The sequence below is a fragment of the Massilia sp. CT11-108 genome (assembly GCF_047302915.1).
Lineage (GTDB): Bacteria > Pseudomonadota > Gammaproteobacteria > Burkholderiales > Burkholderiaceae_D > Telluria > Telluria orientalis.
In genome coordinates, this window is the sequence record NZ_JBKYMO010000126.1 from 1 (window position 1) to 13044 (window position 13044).

At 67.8% G+C, this 13044-nt stretch carries 15 protein-coding genes; 2 read left to right on the forward strand and 13 right to left on the reverse strand.

Annotated features, from left to right (window positions below):
- Window positions 1-509, forward strand: a 509-nt coding sequence (locus ACEN88_RS12585; RefSeq protein WP_413340003.1) for a methyltransferase, incomplete at its 5' end; no start/stop codon positions are given.
- 9 nt (window positions 510-518) lie between these two features.
- Here ACEN88_RS12585 and ACEN88_RS12590 read toward each other — a convergent pair.
- The 4 genes from ACEN88_RS12590 to ACEN88_RS12605 are packed head-to-tail and all read right to left on the reverse strand — an operon-like array spanning window position 519 to window position 4144.
- Entirely contained in the window at window positions 519-1010 is a 492-nt protein-coding gene (locus tag ACEN88_RS12590; RefSeq protein WP_413340005.1) for an Lrp/AsnC family transcriptional regulator, read from the reverse strand.
- Window positions 1011-1027: 17 nt separating this feature from the next.
- Window positions 1028-2380 carry an aspartate aminotransferase family protein gene (locus ACEN88_RS12595; RefSeq protein WP_413340007.1) on the reverse strand — a complete coding sequence of 451 codons (1353 nt, stop codon included), beginning with the start codon at window positions 2378-2380 and terminating at the stop codon, window positions 1028-1030.
- Window positions 2364-3440: a phosphotransferase gene (locus ACEN88_RS12600; RefSeq protein WP_413340009.1), complete on the reverse strand. Its 1077-nt coding sequence runs from the start codon at window positions 3438-3440 to the stop codon at window positions 2364-2366. The genes ACEN88_RS12595 and ACEN88_RS12600 overlap by 17 nt, the downstream gene beginning before the upstream one ends.
- Window positions 3440-4144 (reverse strand): haloacid dehalogenase type II, encoded by a 705-nt coding sequence (locus tag ACEN88_RS12605; protein WP_413340010.1) that lies wholly within the window; start codon window positions 4142-4144, stop codon window positions 3440-3442. The genes ACEN88_RS12600 and ACEN88_RS12605 overlap by 1 nt, the downstream gene beginning before the upstream one ends.
- A 239-nt stretch (window positions 4145-4383) precedes the next feature.
- On the opposite strand from ACEN88_RS12605, the gene ACEN88_RS12610 reads away from it, so the two are divergent.
- The gene (locus tag ACEN88_RS12610) at window positions 4384-5322 is read left to right on the forward strand and encodes an SLAC1 anion channel family protein (protein ID WP_413340012.1); all 939 of its coding nucleotides are present in this window, start codon (window positions 4384-4386) and stop codon (window positions 5320-5322) included.
- Here the strand turns inward: ACEN88_RS12610 and ACEN88_RS12615 are convergent, their stop codons facing one another.
- The 9 genes from ACEN88_RS12615 to ACEN88_RS12655 form a co-directional block, all read right to left on the reverse strand.
- A complete protein-coding gene (locus tag ACEN88_RS12615) occupies window positions 5323-6051 on the reverse strand; it encodes a helix-turn-helix transcriptional regulator (RefSeq protein ID WP_413340014.1) in 729 nt (242 codons plus the stop codon).
- A gap of 62 nt (window positions 6052-6113) precedes the next feature.
- On the reverse strand, window positions 6114-6437 hold the full coding sequence (gene fdxA / locus ACEN88_RS12620) for a ferredoxin FdxA (RefSeq protein WP_413340015.1): 324 nt from the start codon (window positions 6435-6437) through the stop codon (window positions 6114-6116).
- Window positions 6438-6449: 12 nt separating this feature from the next.
- Window positions 6450-7202, reverse strand: a complete 753-nt coding sequence (fabG, locus tag ACEN88_RS12625) for a 3-oxoacyl-ACP reductase FabG (protein ID WP_413340017.1) — start codon at window positions 7200-7202, stop codon at window positions 6450-6452.
- A complete protein-coding gene (locus tag ACEN88_RS12630) occupies window positions 7184-8017 on the reverse strand; it encodes an alpha/beta hydrolase (RefSeq protein ID WP_413340019.1) in 834 nt (277 codons plus the stop codon). Before ACEN88_RS12630 ends, fabG begins: the two co-directional genes overlap by 19 nt.
- Entirely contained in the window at window positions 8005-9516 is a 1512-nt protein-coding gene (locus tag ACEN88_RS12635; protein WP_413340021.1) for a phytoene desaturase family protein, read from the reverse strand. The genes ACEN88_RS12630 and ACEN88_RS12635 overlap by 13 nt, the downstream gene beginning before the upstream one ends.
- Window positions 9516-10409, reverse strand: a complete 894-nt coding sequence (locus ACEN88_RS12640; RefSeq protein WP_413340029.1) for a diiron oxygenase — start codon at window positions 10407-10409, stop codon at window positions 9516-9518. Before ACEN88_RS12640 ends, ACEN88_RS12635 begins: the two co-directional genes overlap by 1 nt.
- Window positions 10409-10660 carry an acyl carrier protein gene (locus ACEN88_RS12645; RefSeq protein ID WP_413340023.1) on the reverse strand — a complete coding sequence of 84 codons (252 nt, stop codon included), beginning with the start codon at window positions 10658-10660 and terminating at the stop codon, window positions 10409-10411. The genes ACEN88_RS12640 and ACEN88_RS12645 overlap by 1 nt, the downstream gene beginning before the upstream one ends.
- Window positions 10661-10680: 20 nt before the next feature.
- On the reverse strand, window positions 10681-11505 hold the full coding sequence (locus ACEN88_RS12650) for a MaoC/PaaZ C-terminal domain-containing protein (RefSeq protein ID WP_413340025.1): 825 nt from the start codon (window positions 11503-11505) through the stop codon (window positions 10681-10683).
- Between the two features lie 10 nt (window positions 11506-11515).
- Complete coding sequence (locus tag ACEN88_RS12655; RefSeq protein ID WP_413340027.1) at window positions 11516-12757, reverse strand: beta-ketoacyl-[acyl-carrier-protein] synthase family protein; 1242 nt, start codon at window positions 12755-12757, stop codon at window positions 11516-11518.
- Between the last annotated feature and the right edge of the window lie 287 nt (window positions 12758-13044).

Below are 13044 nucleotides of genomic sequence, written 5' to 3' on the forward strand. Positions count from 1 at the left end.
GCCCGGGCGCGATCGAACTGGCGCTGCGCTGTCCCGACGCCACCGTCTACGCGGCCGACATCAACCCGGCCGCGCTGGCGCTCGCGGAGGTCAACGCGGGCCTGAACGGGGCGCACAACGTCGTGCCCTGCCACAGCGACCTGCTGGACGGCATCGACGGCGGCTTCGATCTCATCATGTCGAACCCGCCGTACATCCTCGATCCGGACGAGCTGACGTACCGCCACGGCGGCGGCACGCACGGCGCCGAACTGTCGATCCGCATCGTGCACGCGGCGCTGGACCGGCTGCATCCCGGCGGCAGCCTGCTGCTGTACACGGGCGTGGCCATCGTCGACGGCGCCGACCCGTTCCTCGCCGCCATCCGCGACCGCCTCGATGCCGACACGGACGGCTGGTCGTACGAGGAGCTCGATCCGGACGTCTTCGGCGGCCAGCTGGGCTGCGAAGGCTACGAACAGGTGGAGCGCATCGCGGCCGTGTGGCTGCACGCCGTCAAGCGCGGTTGACGCCGCACGTCACTCCCAGCCCGGCGTTCCGGTGACGAGGAGGCTCACCGGGTAGCCGCGTTGGCCGAGCGGCTGGCGCAATACGATCCGGCTCACGAATTTTTCGATCCCGATATCGTCGTCCCGCAGCCGTTCCATGAGCGCGTGAAAATGCCCCATCCCGGGCACCACGATTTTCAGCAGGTAGTCGTAACCGCCGCTGACGTTGTAGCATTCGACGATCTCCGGGTACCTGCCGGCCCCCGCCTCGAACCTGGCGAAGTCGCTCAGCCGGTGGTTGCCGATGGTGACCTCGCAAAACACGATGAGGTGATCGCCGAGCTTCTCCAGCGCGACATCGGCGCCGTAGCCGCGGATCACGCCGATTTCCTGGAGCCGCTTCGTACGCGCCAGGCACGGGCTCTCGCTGAGGCCGACGGCCGCGGCCAGGTCGACGTTCGAACAGCGTCCCGCACGCTGGAGGTGCACGAGAATCTTGATGTCGAACTGGTCGAGGGACACTGTGGAATGCATGACGGTCAGTTTCGTAGCGCGGATTGCGCCGTGCCCAGCGCCTCGTCGAGCACGTCGATTACCATGCCGGCCTGTTCCGCCGACAGTACGAGCGGTGGCCGGATCTTGAGCACATTGTGCCCCATTGCGCAGGCACTGAGCAAGACACCCTTGTCGCGCATCCGGTTGACGACCCGCGTGGTGAGCTCGCGGGCGGGCGCGCGCGATGCGCGGTCGGACACGAGTTCGACGCCGACGAACATGCCCGCGCCACGCACGTCGCCGATGGCCTCGTGGCGTTGCGCCAGCTCGGCGACGCCATCGCGCAGGATCTTGCCGACCCTGGCGGCGTGCCGTACGAGATCTTCGCGCTCGATCGTGTCCAGCACCGCCAGCGCCGCCGCGCACGAGACCGTATTGCCCCCGAACGTGTTGAAGTAGCGCGAGTTCTGTCCGAACTCCGCCAGCGCGTCGGCGGTCGCGAGCAGCCCCGCGACAGGTTGTCCGTTGCCCATCGGCTTGCCGAGCGTGACGATGTCGGGGATGACGCCGTGACGCTGGAAGCCCCACATATGTTCGCCCGTCCGGCCAAAACCGGGCTGGACCTCGTCCGCGATGAACAGGCCGCCGGCCCGCTTGATCGCGTCGACCGCGCCCTGCAGGAAGCCTGCCGGATCCGGAAGGATGCCGTCACTCGTGAACATGGAATCGACGACCAGCGCCGCCGGTTTGATGCCGTGGCGGCGCAGGTCGGCGATGGCCGCCTCGACGTCGCGGGTAAAGCGTTCGGCCAGGTCGGCGTCCCCGGCATGATACAGGCGCGGTGCCGGCACCAGACGGACATGCCCCCCCAGATCGACCGTCGTGCCGAGCGACGGCGAGAATTTCGACACGGTGTCGGTGAAGCCGTGATACGCCGTCTCCGTCACGATCACCCCCGTGCCGCCGGTACGGACCTGGGCGATGCGATAGGCGAGATCGTTCGCCTCGCTGCCGGTGCAGGTCAGCATGAGGTGCGCAAGCGCCGTCTCCGGAACGGTCGCGAGCAGGCGTTCGGCCAGTTCGAGGATCGTGTCGTGCAGGTAGCGGGTGTTCGTCGCCAGGGTGCGCGCCTGCGCGCAGATCGCCTCGGTCACCGCCGGGTGGCAATGCCCGAGCGAGGCGACGTTGTTGTACACGTCGAGATAGCGGCGGCCGTCCGGATCGATCAGCCACACGCCTTCGCCGCGCACGATGTGCAGCGGCCGTTCGTACATCAGCCGGTAGGCCGGGCCGAGCAGCGCATCGCGCCGTTCGATCATCGCCGCGGTGAGCGGTCCCACGTCGGCGCGGCCGGGGATGTAGGCGTTCACCATGTTGAGGTCAGTGGTGCTGTTCATTGGCGGTTCCTTTTCGTGCTTCGGTCAGTAATCGGTCGCGTGCCTCGTTGCGCGACATGTCGGCCATCTGGGCCAGCGCCTCCCATGCCGCCGGGTTGTGGCGCATGATGTAGGCGCGGTTCTCGGGGTAGCGCGCGGCGCGCCATTCGGAGATCAACACCGTGATGAGGTGGCGGGTCGCCATCAGGTCGGCCACGATCTCCTGCTCGACGGCGGCAAGCGGCAACGCCGCGTGATAGGCGCCGACGAACTGCGCCGGCCCCTCGAACGGATCGGGATTCCCCGTCATGTGGAAGGCCGCCGCCGTGGCAACCTCGCCGACCAGCGGCGCGTGCAGCATGTCGCCGAAGTCGATGATGCCCACGATGCGTTCGTGATCGCCGGGTGCGACCAGCACGTTGTACAAGTGATAGTCGTTGTGGATCACCTGCGCCCTGACCGAACCGAGACGCGGCAGGACATGGTCGATGAAGCGCCTCATGAATGCCCCGGCGAGTGCGCGGCGGGAGGCGTCCGTGATGCCGTCGAGCTTGTCGACCAGGCGGTGCGCCGCCGCCACGTTCCACAGCAGGTCGTGCGTCGCGGCGGGATGCGTGAAGCCCTGCAGCGCGTGGTCCAGCTGCGCGAGCAGCGTCCCCATCGCCCGGCGCTGCGCCGCAGTCCGGGGCGTTTCGCGGATCTGGATGCCGTCGAGATAACTCAGCATCCGCACGGTGCACCGGCGCCCGTCGGGCAAGACCGTCGCGGCGCGCGCCTGGCCGTCCAGCGTCCGCACGACGCGCGGCACCGGCAGCCGGGCCGACGCGCGGGCGATGTGCTCGAGCGCGGCGATCTGGAAATCGACGACCGGCACCGGCTCCGACGGATTGCCGATCTTGACGACGTAACGCGTGCCGTCGGCCGTCTCGATGCGGCAGTTCTGGTCGCGTTCGCCCGCCAGCGGCGTGACGGCGCCCTCGATACCATACAGACGGCGGACCAGGCGACCCACGTCGTCCGGCGGAAGGCTGGGCGCCGTCGTGCTCAACGCCGCTTCCGCATGCGGAGGGTTCCCGGCCATCATGCCACCCGTTTCGCCGCGCCGGCCTGGGGCAGGAGGTCGAGCCCCAGCAGGCCCGGAAGCTGGCGGATATCGGTCAGCCGGTCGACGCCGTAGCCGTCGCAGGCGGGTTCGTGGCCGCGATCGATGAACGCTTTCGCCATGAATCCCAGGTCGGCCGCCGTCATGAGGTCGTAGCGGAAGCTCGACGAGACGTGCATCATCTGGTCCGGCCCGCAGCCGAGTCGATCGAACATGTATTCGAATATCTGTGCCCGCGGCTTGTAGGCGCGCGCTTCCTCGGCCGTGTACACGGCATGGAACGGCGCCTCGAGATGGGCGACGCTATGCGGAATCAGGTCGACCATCGAGTTCGACAGGATCACGAGCGGGACGTGCGGCGCGATCGCCTGCAGCGTCTCGACGACATGCGGATGCGGTTGCCAGGTCGGCACGGCCGCGTACAACATGGCCGCGTCCGAGTCCCGGTATTCGACGCCGTGCGTCCTGCACGCCCGCTGCACCGAATTGGCGATTACGTCGAAGAACGGTTTCCACTCGCCCAATACTTCATCCAGGCGGTAGTAGCGAAAACTGTCCAGAAAGGCCGGCATCCGGCCGGGCGGAACCCGGTCTTCGAACAGCCGCCGTGCGGTGGGCCCCATGTCGAAGTCGATGAGCGTTCCGTAGCAATCGAAGCTGATGAATTTCGGCTTGTACTTCATTGGTTTGTCTCCTGCTGGTGGGTGACCGGTTGATGACAGTGGATGAGTACAAGTGTAGGGATGTCGCTGCCACGAAAATGCCGTATTGCCGCGCAGCTCGCGCAGTTTCCTTTTCATTCGGACGTCGTCCCGGAATTTTCTGTGGTCCGACTCAAATCGAGACGATCGGGCAACACGCTGCCGCATCCGGGCATGGCCGCACGCGCGCCGCGCCAGCCGTTCCGACCACGCTGTCCTATTTGCCCGTCGGCCTGTTCGGCGCCGTCATGGGCCTCACGGGCCTGGCCCTCGCCTGGCGTTTCGCGTACCAGGCGTTCGGCGTGCCGGCAGCGATCGGCCAGGCCATCGGCGCCCTCGCCATCGGCACCTTCGCGGTGCTGGCCATCGCCTACGGCATCAAGGCCGCCGCCGGATGGTCCACGGTACGTGCCGAGTTCTCCCATCCGGTCGGCGGCAATCTGTTCGGCAAGCCCCTCATCAGCCTCCTGCTGCTGCCGTTCCCGCTGGCCGACGTCAGCCTGGGCCTCGCCCGCCTCGCGTGGGTGCTGGGCGCCGTCGGGATGACCGTGTTCGCGTGGGCCATCGTCACCCGCTGGCTGTCCTTGCGCCATACGCCGGCCCAGGTGGCGCCGGCGTGGATCGTGCCGGTCGTCGGCATGCTCGACATCCCGCTGGCCGCGCCCGTGCTGCACTGGGACGGCCTGCATGGCGTGATGGTGTTCGGCCTCGCCGTCGGCCTGTTCTTCGCGCTGCCGCTGCTGGCGATGCTGCTGTCGCGCCTGATCACGGAAGACCCGCTGCCGCCCGCGCTGCAGCCGTCGCTGCTGATCCTGCTGGCGCCGTTCGCGGTGGGCTATTCGACGTACACGACGACGTTCGGCCGCGTCGACGCGTTCGCCCAGGGGCTCGTGATGGTCAATCTGTTCCTGCTGCCGGTGCTGTTGGCGCGCCTCGTGCACCTGCCGGCCTGCTCGCCGTTCCGCGTCGCGTGGTGGGCCGCCAGCTTCCCGCTCGCCGCGTCGGCCGTGACCGCGCTGCGCTACGCGGCGGTGGTACACAGCCCGGTGATGGATGGCATTGCACTGCTCATCCTCGGCATCGCGACGCTTGTCATCGCCGTGTTTGCGGTGCAGACGCTGGCCGGCATCGTGCGGGGCCGGTTCCGCGAACTGAGCTGATCAAATGGTCACAAGCCCGTTCTTCATCGCCATCGCCGCCGCATGCCCGCGCGTCGAGACGTTCAGCTTGGCCATGAAGTTGCGCACATGGACCTTGACCGTCCACGGGCTGATGCCGAGGATGGAGCCGATCGCCTCGTTGGTCTTGCCGACGCAGACCAGCTGCAGGACTTCGCGCTCGCGGGACGACAGCTCGACGTCCTGCGCGCGGACCTTGAGGCGGTAGTGCGTGCGCAGCGCCGCGTGCAGGTGCGGCACGATGAGCTGCAGCAGCCGCATCTTTTCTTCCCCGCCGTCCGGCACGCCCGCGAAGCAAAAGTAACTGGTCGCGCCGCCGTGCAGGTCCTTGACGCCGTGGGCCATCATGTTGCGCATGCCGTGCCGGCGGAACGACGCGAGCCACGCGGCATCCTCCGGCTCGGCGAATGCGGCGCGCGCGGCCTCGTCGAAATAGACGGGCGCGTCATCCATCAGCCAGCGGCGGATCACGGGACTCGCGATGCGGCCGCGCCCGTCGACGATGCCGTCGACGAACCCACTCGGAAAGCCGGCATCGACGACGTCCAGCACGGCCACCGGGGCGACCGTTGCGATGCCGCACACGAAGCGCTCGTGCGGCAATAGTTGTTGCAGCAGCGGATACACGTCGTCCATGAAGCCCCTGCGCGAGGCGATGCCCTGGCAGGCGGAGAACAGGGCGAGGATGCGATGTTCGATGGGTGAGTTCATGGCCGCAAGGATGCGCCATCGCGACCCGGCGCGCATGCCACACCCGTGGGGGGAAATCGGCATCAGCGCATGAGCGCCGCCAGCTTGTCCGTGCGCGCGGCCCAGTCGGCGGCGTCGGGCAGCGCCGGCTTGCGCTGCGTGATGGGCGGCCAGCGCCGCGCCAGGTCTCCGTTCAGCGCCAGCCAATGGAGCTGTTCCGGCGCCAGCCCGCTTTCCGCCACGATGGCCCCGACGGGACACTCCACTTTGCACAACCCGCAATCGACGCAGCGCTCCGGGTCGATGGCGAGGAAGTTCGCGCCCTCATGGAAGCAGTCCACCGGGCACACCTCGATGCAGTCCGTGTGCTTGCAGCCGATGCATGGTTCGGTCACGACATACGTCACGCTGCCTCCCGTTCACGCGGTGAGGCCGCCGTCGATGACGAACGTCTGGCCCGTGATGTAGGCGGCATCGGCCGAGGCGAGGTAGGTCGCGAGCGACGCCACTTCGCGCACGGTGCCGAAACGGCGCAGCGGGATGCCGGCGCCGAGGGATTTCAGCTTGGCGTCGGGGATCTCCGCCGTCATCTCGGTCGCGATGAAGCCGGGCGCGATGGCGTTCACGCGCACGTTGAAGCGGCCCAGTTCCAGCGCGAGCGAACGGGTCATGCCGATCATCGCGGCCTTCGTGGCCGAGTAATTCGTCTGCCCGACGTTGCCCTTGAAGCCGGACACGGACGACATCTGCAGGATCACGCCGTCGCCCTCTTCGACCATCGCGTGCGCGAAGGCACGGGTGACGTAGAACGAGGCGTTCAGGTTGGCGTTGACGACGTCCGTCCACTGTTCGCGGCTCATGCGCATCAGGACCGCGTCGCGCGTGATGCCGACGTTGTTGACGACGGCATGCGGCGCGCCCCGCTCCACGAGCAGCCCGCGCGCCAGCGCGTTGACGGCGTCCTCGTCCGCGCTGTCGCAGCAGTGACCCGCCGCGTGCGCGCCGGCGTCCGCCATCTCGCGCACGAGTTCCGCGGCCGCCTCGTGCGAGCGCTGGTAGGTGAACACGACGTCGTAGCCGGCCGCACAGAAGGCGGCGACGAGACCGCGGCCGATGCCGCGCGTGCCGCCCGTGACCAGTACCCACTGTTTTTTTACTGCGTACGAATCCATGAATGATAGTCCTTGCCTGAAGTTGAATGATCGAGAAAGTCGAGGATGGCGCCGCAGTACGCGCCCGGGAATGCCTTGCGCACTTCCAGGTGGCCGCAGTCCGGATACACGCGCACGCTGCCCGCGCCGCAGGCGTCGCGCAGCTGCGCCACCTCGGCTTGCGTGATGAACGGATCGTCCCCGCCGAACAGGAACAGGCGCGGCAAGTCGTGCGGCAGCGGCAGCGAGCGGAAGATGGGACGCGTGCCCGTCGCATCGGCCCAGCGGCTCGTGCTCATGCCCCTCAGTACGGCACCCGTCACGGCGCCCGTCACGCCGCCGCCGAAGAAGCGCGCGACCGTGGCCGGCACGCTGTCGCACAACAGCGATGCGAATGCCGTGCGGCCCGACGCGATGGCGTGCAGCGCGTGGAAGGCGCCAAACGACGCGCCCAGCACGTGCACGGACAGGCCCGGCCAGGCGTCGTGCGCCCATTCGCCCAGCGCGACGACGTCTTCCGCGAACGACACGCCGTCCACCGTGCTGCGGCCGAAGCCCTTGAAGTCGAAGCCGACGACGTGGTAGCCCGCGTCGGCCAGCCATTCGTGATAACCGTGGTTGAAGAACCAGTGCATGCCGTACTTGAGAAACGGGTGGCACAGCAGGACGACGCCGCGTGCCGGCACTCGCCGGCTGACATACACCGCGCCGGCCAGCCAGCTGCCGTCCGTGCTCGTGTGGACGAACGGTTCCAGGCCCACAAGCCCGTTGCTGCGCCAGCCGAACACCGGCCGGAACAAGGTGCGCATCAGGATGCCTCCCGCTAGGCTGCCCATTGCTTCGCCTTCATCTCGGCATACCCGAACGCCGCCTCGAAACTGGGGCCGGCGACCCAGGCGCTGAGAAAATGGACGCCCGCGACCGGGAACGCGTGGTGGAACACGTGGCCGGACAAGTCCGTCCCCACCATCGCGCCATACCCCGCGCCGTCCGTGTTGTTGGTAAACCGCTCGTACGTGCGCGGCGTCGACACTTCCGTGTACACGACGTGCCCGCGCAAGCCCGGCTTCGCTGCGTACAGCCGCTCGAGCAGCACGTTCAGCGCGCGCGCCTTTTTCAGCTTGTACGCGGGCGAGCGGCGCTCCGGCCAGTGCGCCATCGCATCCAGCACGTTGAGGCAGACGATGCGCCCGCAGTTCGGGTCGAGCGCGTGGTAGTTCGTGACCTCCATGACGCTGTCGCGCCAGTAGGCCCGCTCGCACGTGTCGTCGCTTGCGCAGGCTGCGCGGGCGGCGCGGCCCGCGTCGGCGCCGCAGGCGAAGATCATCGTCTCCGTGCTGGCGAGGCCCAGGTCTGCCGGCGCCGCGTCCGTCGTCAGGTACACGGTCGTCGTCGAGCGCGACGGCTTCAGGTTGTCCAGCTTGCGCCATACGGGGGCCAAGGCCGGCTGGTCGTCGAACAGCGTGCGCAGCGCGTAGTGCGGCGCGGCGTTCAGGTAGACACGGTCCGCGTAAAAATCGCCTTTCGCTGTCGTCACGCCGCGCACCTTGCCGGCGTCGTCGCCGATGATCTTCCTGACAGCGGTCCCCAGCAGCACCTGGCCGCCGGCCGCGACGATGCGGCCCGCGAGCACGTCCGACAGGCGCTGCGACGCCCCTTCGACATACGCATTGCCCTGCGTGAGCGTCGCGTACACGACGTGCAGGAAGTACAGGTAGCCCAGGTCTTCCGCGAAGCCGCCCACGTAGATGCCGGTGGCGGCGAGGATTTCGCGCAGCCACGGGTCGGTGATGCGTTCCGCCAGCGCATCGGCCACCGTCACGTGCTTCAAATGCTTGTGGGCGTAGCGCAGCTGCGCGAAGTCCGGCTCGAAGGTCCCGTCCATCATCTGGAACTGGTGGTAGCCGTTGCGGCCGTGGACGGCCACCTCGTCGAAGAAGCGGTCCAGGCCCGCGCGCTCGTGCGGGAAGCGGTCCCGCAACGCCTGGCGGAAAGCGTCGACGCCGTTGCCGAAGCGGATGGACCCGCCGGGCAGGCAGGCCTCGAAATAATCCGCCGGCACCTTCAGGCGCAATTCCCCGTCGAGCCCGAGGTCGGCGAAGATCCGGCGCAGGTTGCCGCCCTCCCCCATGCCGCTCAGCTTGTGCAGGCTGCAGTCGAAGGCGGCGCCCGCCTTCGGGCGCCGGAACACGGTCGCATACCCGCCCGGCACGCCGTGCTTGTCGATGACGAGGATGCGCGCGCCGGGATGCCGCTTCACCACCTGCGCGCCGAACGCGAGGCTGGTGATGCCGGCGCCGACGCAGATCGCGTCCCAACGGCTGCCGGCGTCCATCACGAGACTCCCACCTTGCGCAGCCAGGCATACAGCGGCGCGAAGCGCTTTTCGTTGAGCCCCAGGCTCCGTTCCGAGTAGCGCACGGCGTCGATCGCGGCCTGGTCGCCGCAGGCGATCGGAAACGCGAACGACGTGTGGCGCGCGATTTCCGGGTTGTACGTGAACTGGGGGACGAGGCGCGCCATCAGGCCGCGCATCATCTGGCGCATCTGCGTCGCCTGGTCGTCCGGCGCATGCTCGAAGAACGATTCGCCGACCCAGCGCCCGAACGCGATGTGGCGCGCCTCCTCCACGTGGTGCTGGTAGAACATCTCGCGCGTCAGCGGCTCGACGACGTCGTCCTGCGACACGAACAGCGCCGACAGCTCGGCCACCCATTCGAGCAGCAGGGTCGCGATGATGCCGGCCACCGGATGCATCTTCGGCAGCTGCACCGTCAGCATCTCGTGCAGGCCGTCCGGTGGGCCGAACAGCGGCAGCCGCGCCACCTTCATATAGCGCCGGAACATCAGCGTGTGCATGATTTCCTCTTTCGAGAAGATCATCAGGTATTCGCGCACGTCCGGCGCCAGCGCATCCGCGTGGGCGTTCAGGTAGCCCATGTACAGCGGCGGCAGCGTCTGTTCGAGCAGGATGAACATCGACACGTCGCGCGCGTTTTCCAGCCACAGCACCTCGTGGCGCTGCGCGTCCGTCAGCGCGTCGAACCACGGCGTGCCGTAGATCCAGCAGTGCTCCATCTTCTTGGGCACACCCTGGCGATCGACACCCATCCGCCACGGCACGACCTGGTTCAGGTCCATGGGCGCGGCATGCGATTTTTCGATCAGGGTTTCCACGCCGAGCCGGCCGCGCGGGCTGAGCGGGATGATGGGCGGTTGGCCGGTCATCACGCCACCGCCGCCTGCACCTGGTTCGCCTCGATGTACGCAGTCAGGTCGCCCAGGTTCTTCAACTGGCCCGATGCGAACAGGTCCGGCGTGATCTCGACCTTGAACTTTTTCTTGATGCGCAGCTGGATTTCCACGTAGTCCAGGCTGTCCAGTTCCAGTTTCTCGAACGTCAGCGCCGGGACGAGCGCCGTTTCATCGACGTCCTTCAGTTCCACGATCGCATCCTGCAGGAATTCGGCTACCTTCATTTGTTACCTCCGTTGATTGATCAGTTTGAGAGTTCGGTGTCGAACCTGGCGACCAGGCCGACTTCCACCAGCATGACGAGACGGCCCGCACACAGGACCGGCAGCGCGACGACGCCGCCGATCTGATTGCCGCTGGCGAGCAATTCGGGCGTGAGCAGGGCATGAGTCAGGTTGTCCCACTGGTCCGCAGCGCGGGGCGCGTCGAAGAACGCCGCGTCGAACGTGACCGTGTGGCTCGATTGCACGACGACGCGCGACGCCGGCGCGCCGCCGGACAGGCGCATCATGTGGGCATGCGCCAGGCGTTCGAGGACGTGCAGCCGCGCGCGCATGAATTCGGAAAACACGACCGCATCCAGTGCGATCCAGCGCTCGCGCACGTGCGGGTACGTCGCGAAGAACCGGTCGATCTGGGCGCGTTCCAGCGGCTTGCCGCGCGGCGTATCGCCCTGCAGCTGCCCCGCCGGATCGCCCACGCGGCCATAGGTGCCGCGGAAGTGTTCGAGCTTGCCGGCCGTGTCGAGCAGCCGGAACGCGATGCCGCCGGCCGCCGGCTTCGTCGTGAAGACGACGTCGCGGTCGTGCGCGATGGGGTTGCGCAGCAGGGTGCGGAACTTCATCCAGCCGTCCGGCGCGACGGCCTGCGCCGCGGCTACCTTCATCGGCATCATCGCGAGCATGCCGTGGACGATCAGCGCATCGAGGCCCGCCGCGCGGGCGTGCGCGAGGTCGAAGTGGATCGGATTGCGGTCGCTGGAAAACCGCGCCCACTGCTCCACCGCGGGCATGTCGAACGACAAGGCCAGCGGCGCCGGCACGGCGGCCAGGCGTTGTGCGGTCTGCATCGCGATCTCCTTACGCACGCTCGACGACGAGGGCGCTGTTGGCGCCGCCGAAGCCGAAGCTGACGTTGAGGGCCGCATCCATGCGTTCCACCTGCCGGTGCTCGTTCGGCGTGTAGTCGAGGTCGCACGCCGGATCCGCTTCGTCCATGTGGATCGTGGCGGGGATGATGCCCGTCTCGAGCGTCTTCAGGCAGAAGATCGTCTCCAGCGAACCGGCCGCGCCGATCAGGTGGCCCGTGTACGACTTGGTGCTCGACATCGGGATGCCGGGCGCGCCGTCGCCGAACGCCGACTTGATCGTGTTCGTCTCGTTGACGTCGTTGATCGGCGTGGACGTGCCGTGCAGGTTGATGTAGCCGATGCGCTGCGGTGCCTGGCCGACGGCCTGCACGATCGCCATGTGGCGCGCGCGCAGGTCGTCGGCGGGGGCCGTCATGTCGTACGCGTCCGAGTAATTGCCGTAGCCCGTGATCTCGCCGAGGATCGTTGCGCCGCGCGCCAGCGCGTGCTCGCGCTCTTCCAGGCACAGCACGGCCGCGCCTTCGGCCAGCACGAAGCCGCTGCGGCGCGCGCTGAACGGGCAGCAGGCGCGGCGCACGTCGTGCTGTTCCTTGCTCAGGGCCTGGATGACGTCGATCGACCACACGTTGAACGTCTCCTTCAGCGATTCGCTGCCGCCGGCCAGCATCACCTTCGCGCGGCCGGACTTGATGACTTCATACGCGTCGCCGATGGCGATGGTGCCCGTCGCGCAGGCGGCGACCGGCGTGTTCTGGTAGCCGCGCAGGTTCCAGTTCAGCGCGACGGCGGCCGTGCCGATGCTGTGCATGGACATCAGGGTGGCGAACGACGACGACAGGCCGCTCTCGCGGTAATCGTTGTTGTTGTCGTTGACCGAGTCAGTGCCGCCCCAGCCCGTGCCGATGATGGCGCCGATGTCGAACGGGGACTTCATGAACTGGTGGATGTCGTCGGCGCTGCCGAAGGCCATCTGCAGGGCTTCGCGCGAGGCGACCAGGGCGTTCTTCGCGAACGTCGGCAGCATTTTCAGCACGGCTTTCGGGAAGCCGGCGTAGCGCTGGCGCCGGTCTTCCATGAAGCTGAAGAAGCGGGCGTTGATTTTCGAGTCGGGGAATCCGGTCAGTTGGTAACCGGCGCGGTAATTCATGATCGCGTTCCAGATTTCCGGGACGTTTTCTCCTAATGCGGAGACGGCTCCGTAGCCGGTGACGACGACGCGGGTGGCGGGCATTGACTTCTCCAATCGATTTAAAAAGGTTAAATTTCGATGGGGGAAGTGTTACGCGGATGGGGTGGGCGGACAATACTCCGATCGGGTTATTCGGGGGGTGTCCCTCCCTGCGAGGGGGGAGTTTTCTGGCTTTGCAGCGCGCGCCCGCGGCGCGCGGGGCCGTCCGCCTTGCGGATGGCAGATGGGCGATTCGGAGAGGGGGGGGGGGGGGGGGGGGGCCCCCCGCCCCCCAACAACCCACCCCCCCCCCCCCCCCGCCCCCGCCCCCCCCCCCCCAACAAAAAAAA

Bases quoted from the DNA above. Each gene is read 5' to 3' on its own strand.
- ACEN88_RS12640 (WP_413340029.1), bottom strand. From the start codon at position 10,409: ATGACCGGCCAACCGCCCATCATCCCGCTCAGCCCGCGCGGCCGGCTC.
- ACEN88_RS12630 (WP_413340019.1), bottom strand. From the start codon at position 8,017: ATGGGCAGCCTAGCGGGAGGCATCCTGATGCGCACCTTGTTCCGGCCG.
- ACEN88_RS12635 (WP_413340021.1), bottom strand. From the start codon at position 9,516: ATGGACGCCGGCAGCCGTTGGGACGCGATCTGCGTCGGCGCCGGCATC.
- fabG (WP_413340017.1), bottom strand. From the start codon at position 7,202: ATGGATTCGTACGCAGTAAAAAAACAGTGGGTACTGGTCACGGGCGGC.
- ACEN88_RS12615 (WP_413340014.1), bottom strand. From the start codon at position 6,051: ATGAACTCACCCATCGAACATCGCATCCTCGCCCTGTTCTCCGCCTGC.
- ACEN88_RS12645 (WP_413340023.1), bottom strand. From the start codon at position 10,660: ATGAAGGTAGCCGAATTCCTGCAGGATGCGATCGTGGAACTGAAGGAC.
- ACEN88_RS12605 (WP_413340010.1), bottom strand. From the start codon at position 4,144: ATGAAGTACAAGCCGAAATTCATCAGCTTCGATTGCTACGGAACGCTC.
- ACEN88_RS12650 (WP_413340025.1), bottom strand. From the start codon at position 11,505: ATGCAGACCGCACAACGCCTGGCCGCCGTGCCGGCGCCGCTGGCCTTG.
- ACEN88_RS12600 (WP_413340009.1), bottom strand. From the start codon at position 3,440: ATGGCCGGGAACCCTCCGCATGCGGAAGCGGCGTTGAGCACGACGGCG.
- ACEN88_RS12655 (WP_413340027.1), bottom strand. From the start codon at position 12,757: ATGCCCGCCACCCGCGTCGTCGTCACCGGCTACGGAGCCGTCTCCGCA.
- ACEN88_RS12595 (WP_413340007.1), bottom strand. From the start codon at position 2,380: ATGAACAGCACCACTGACCTCAACATGGTGAACGCCTACATCCCCGGC.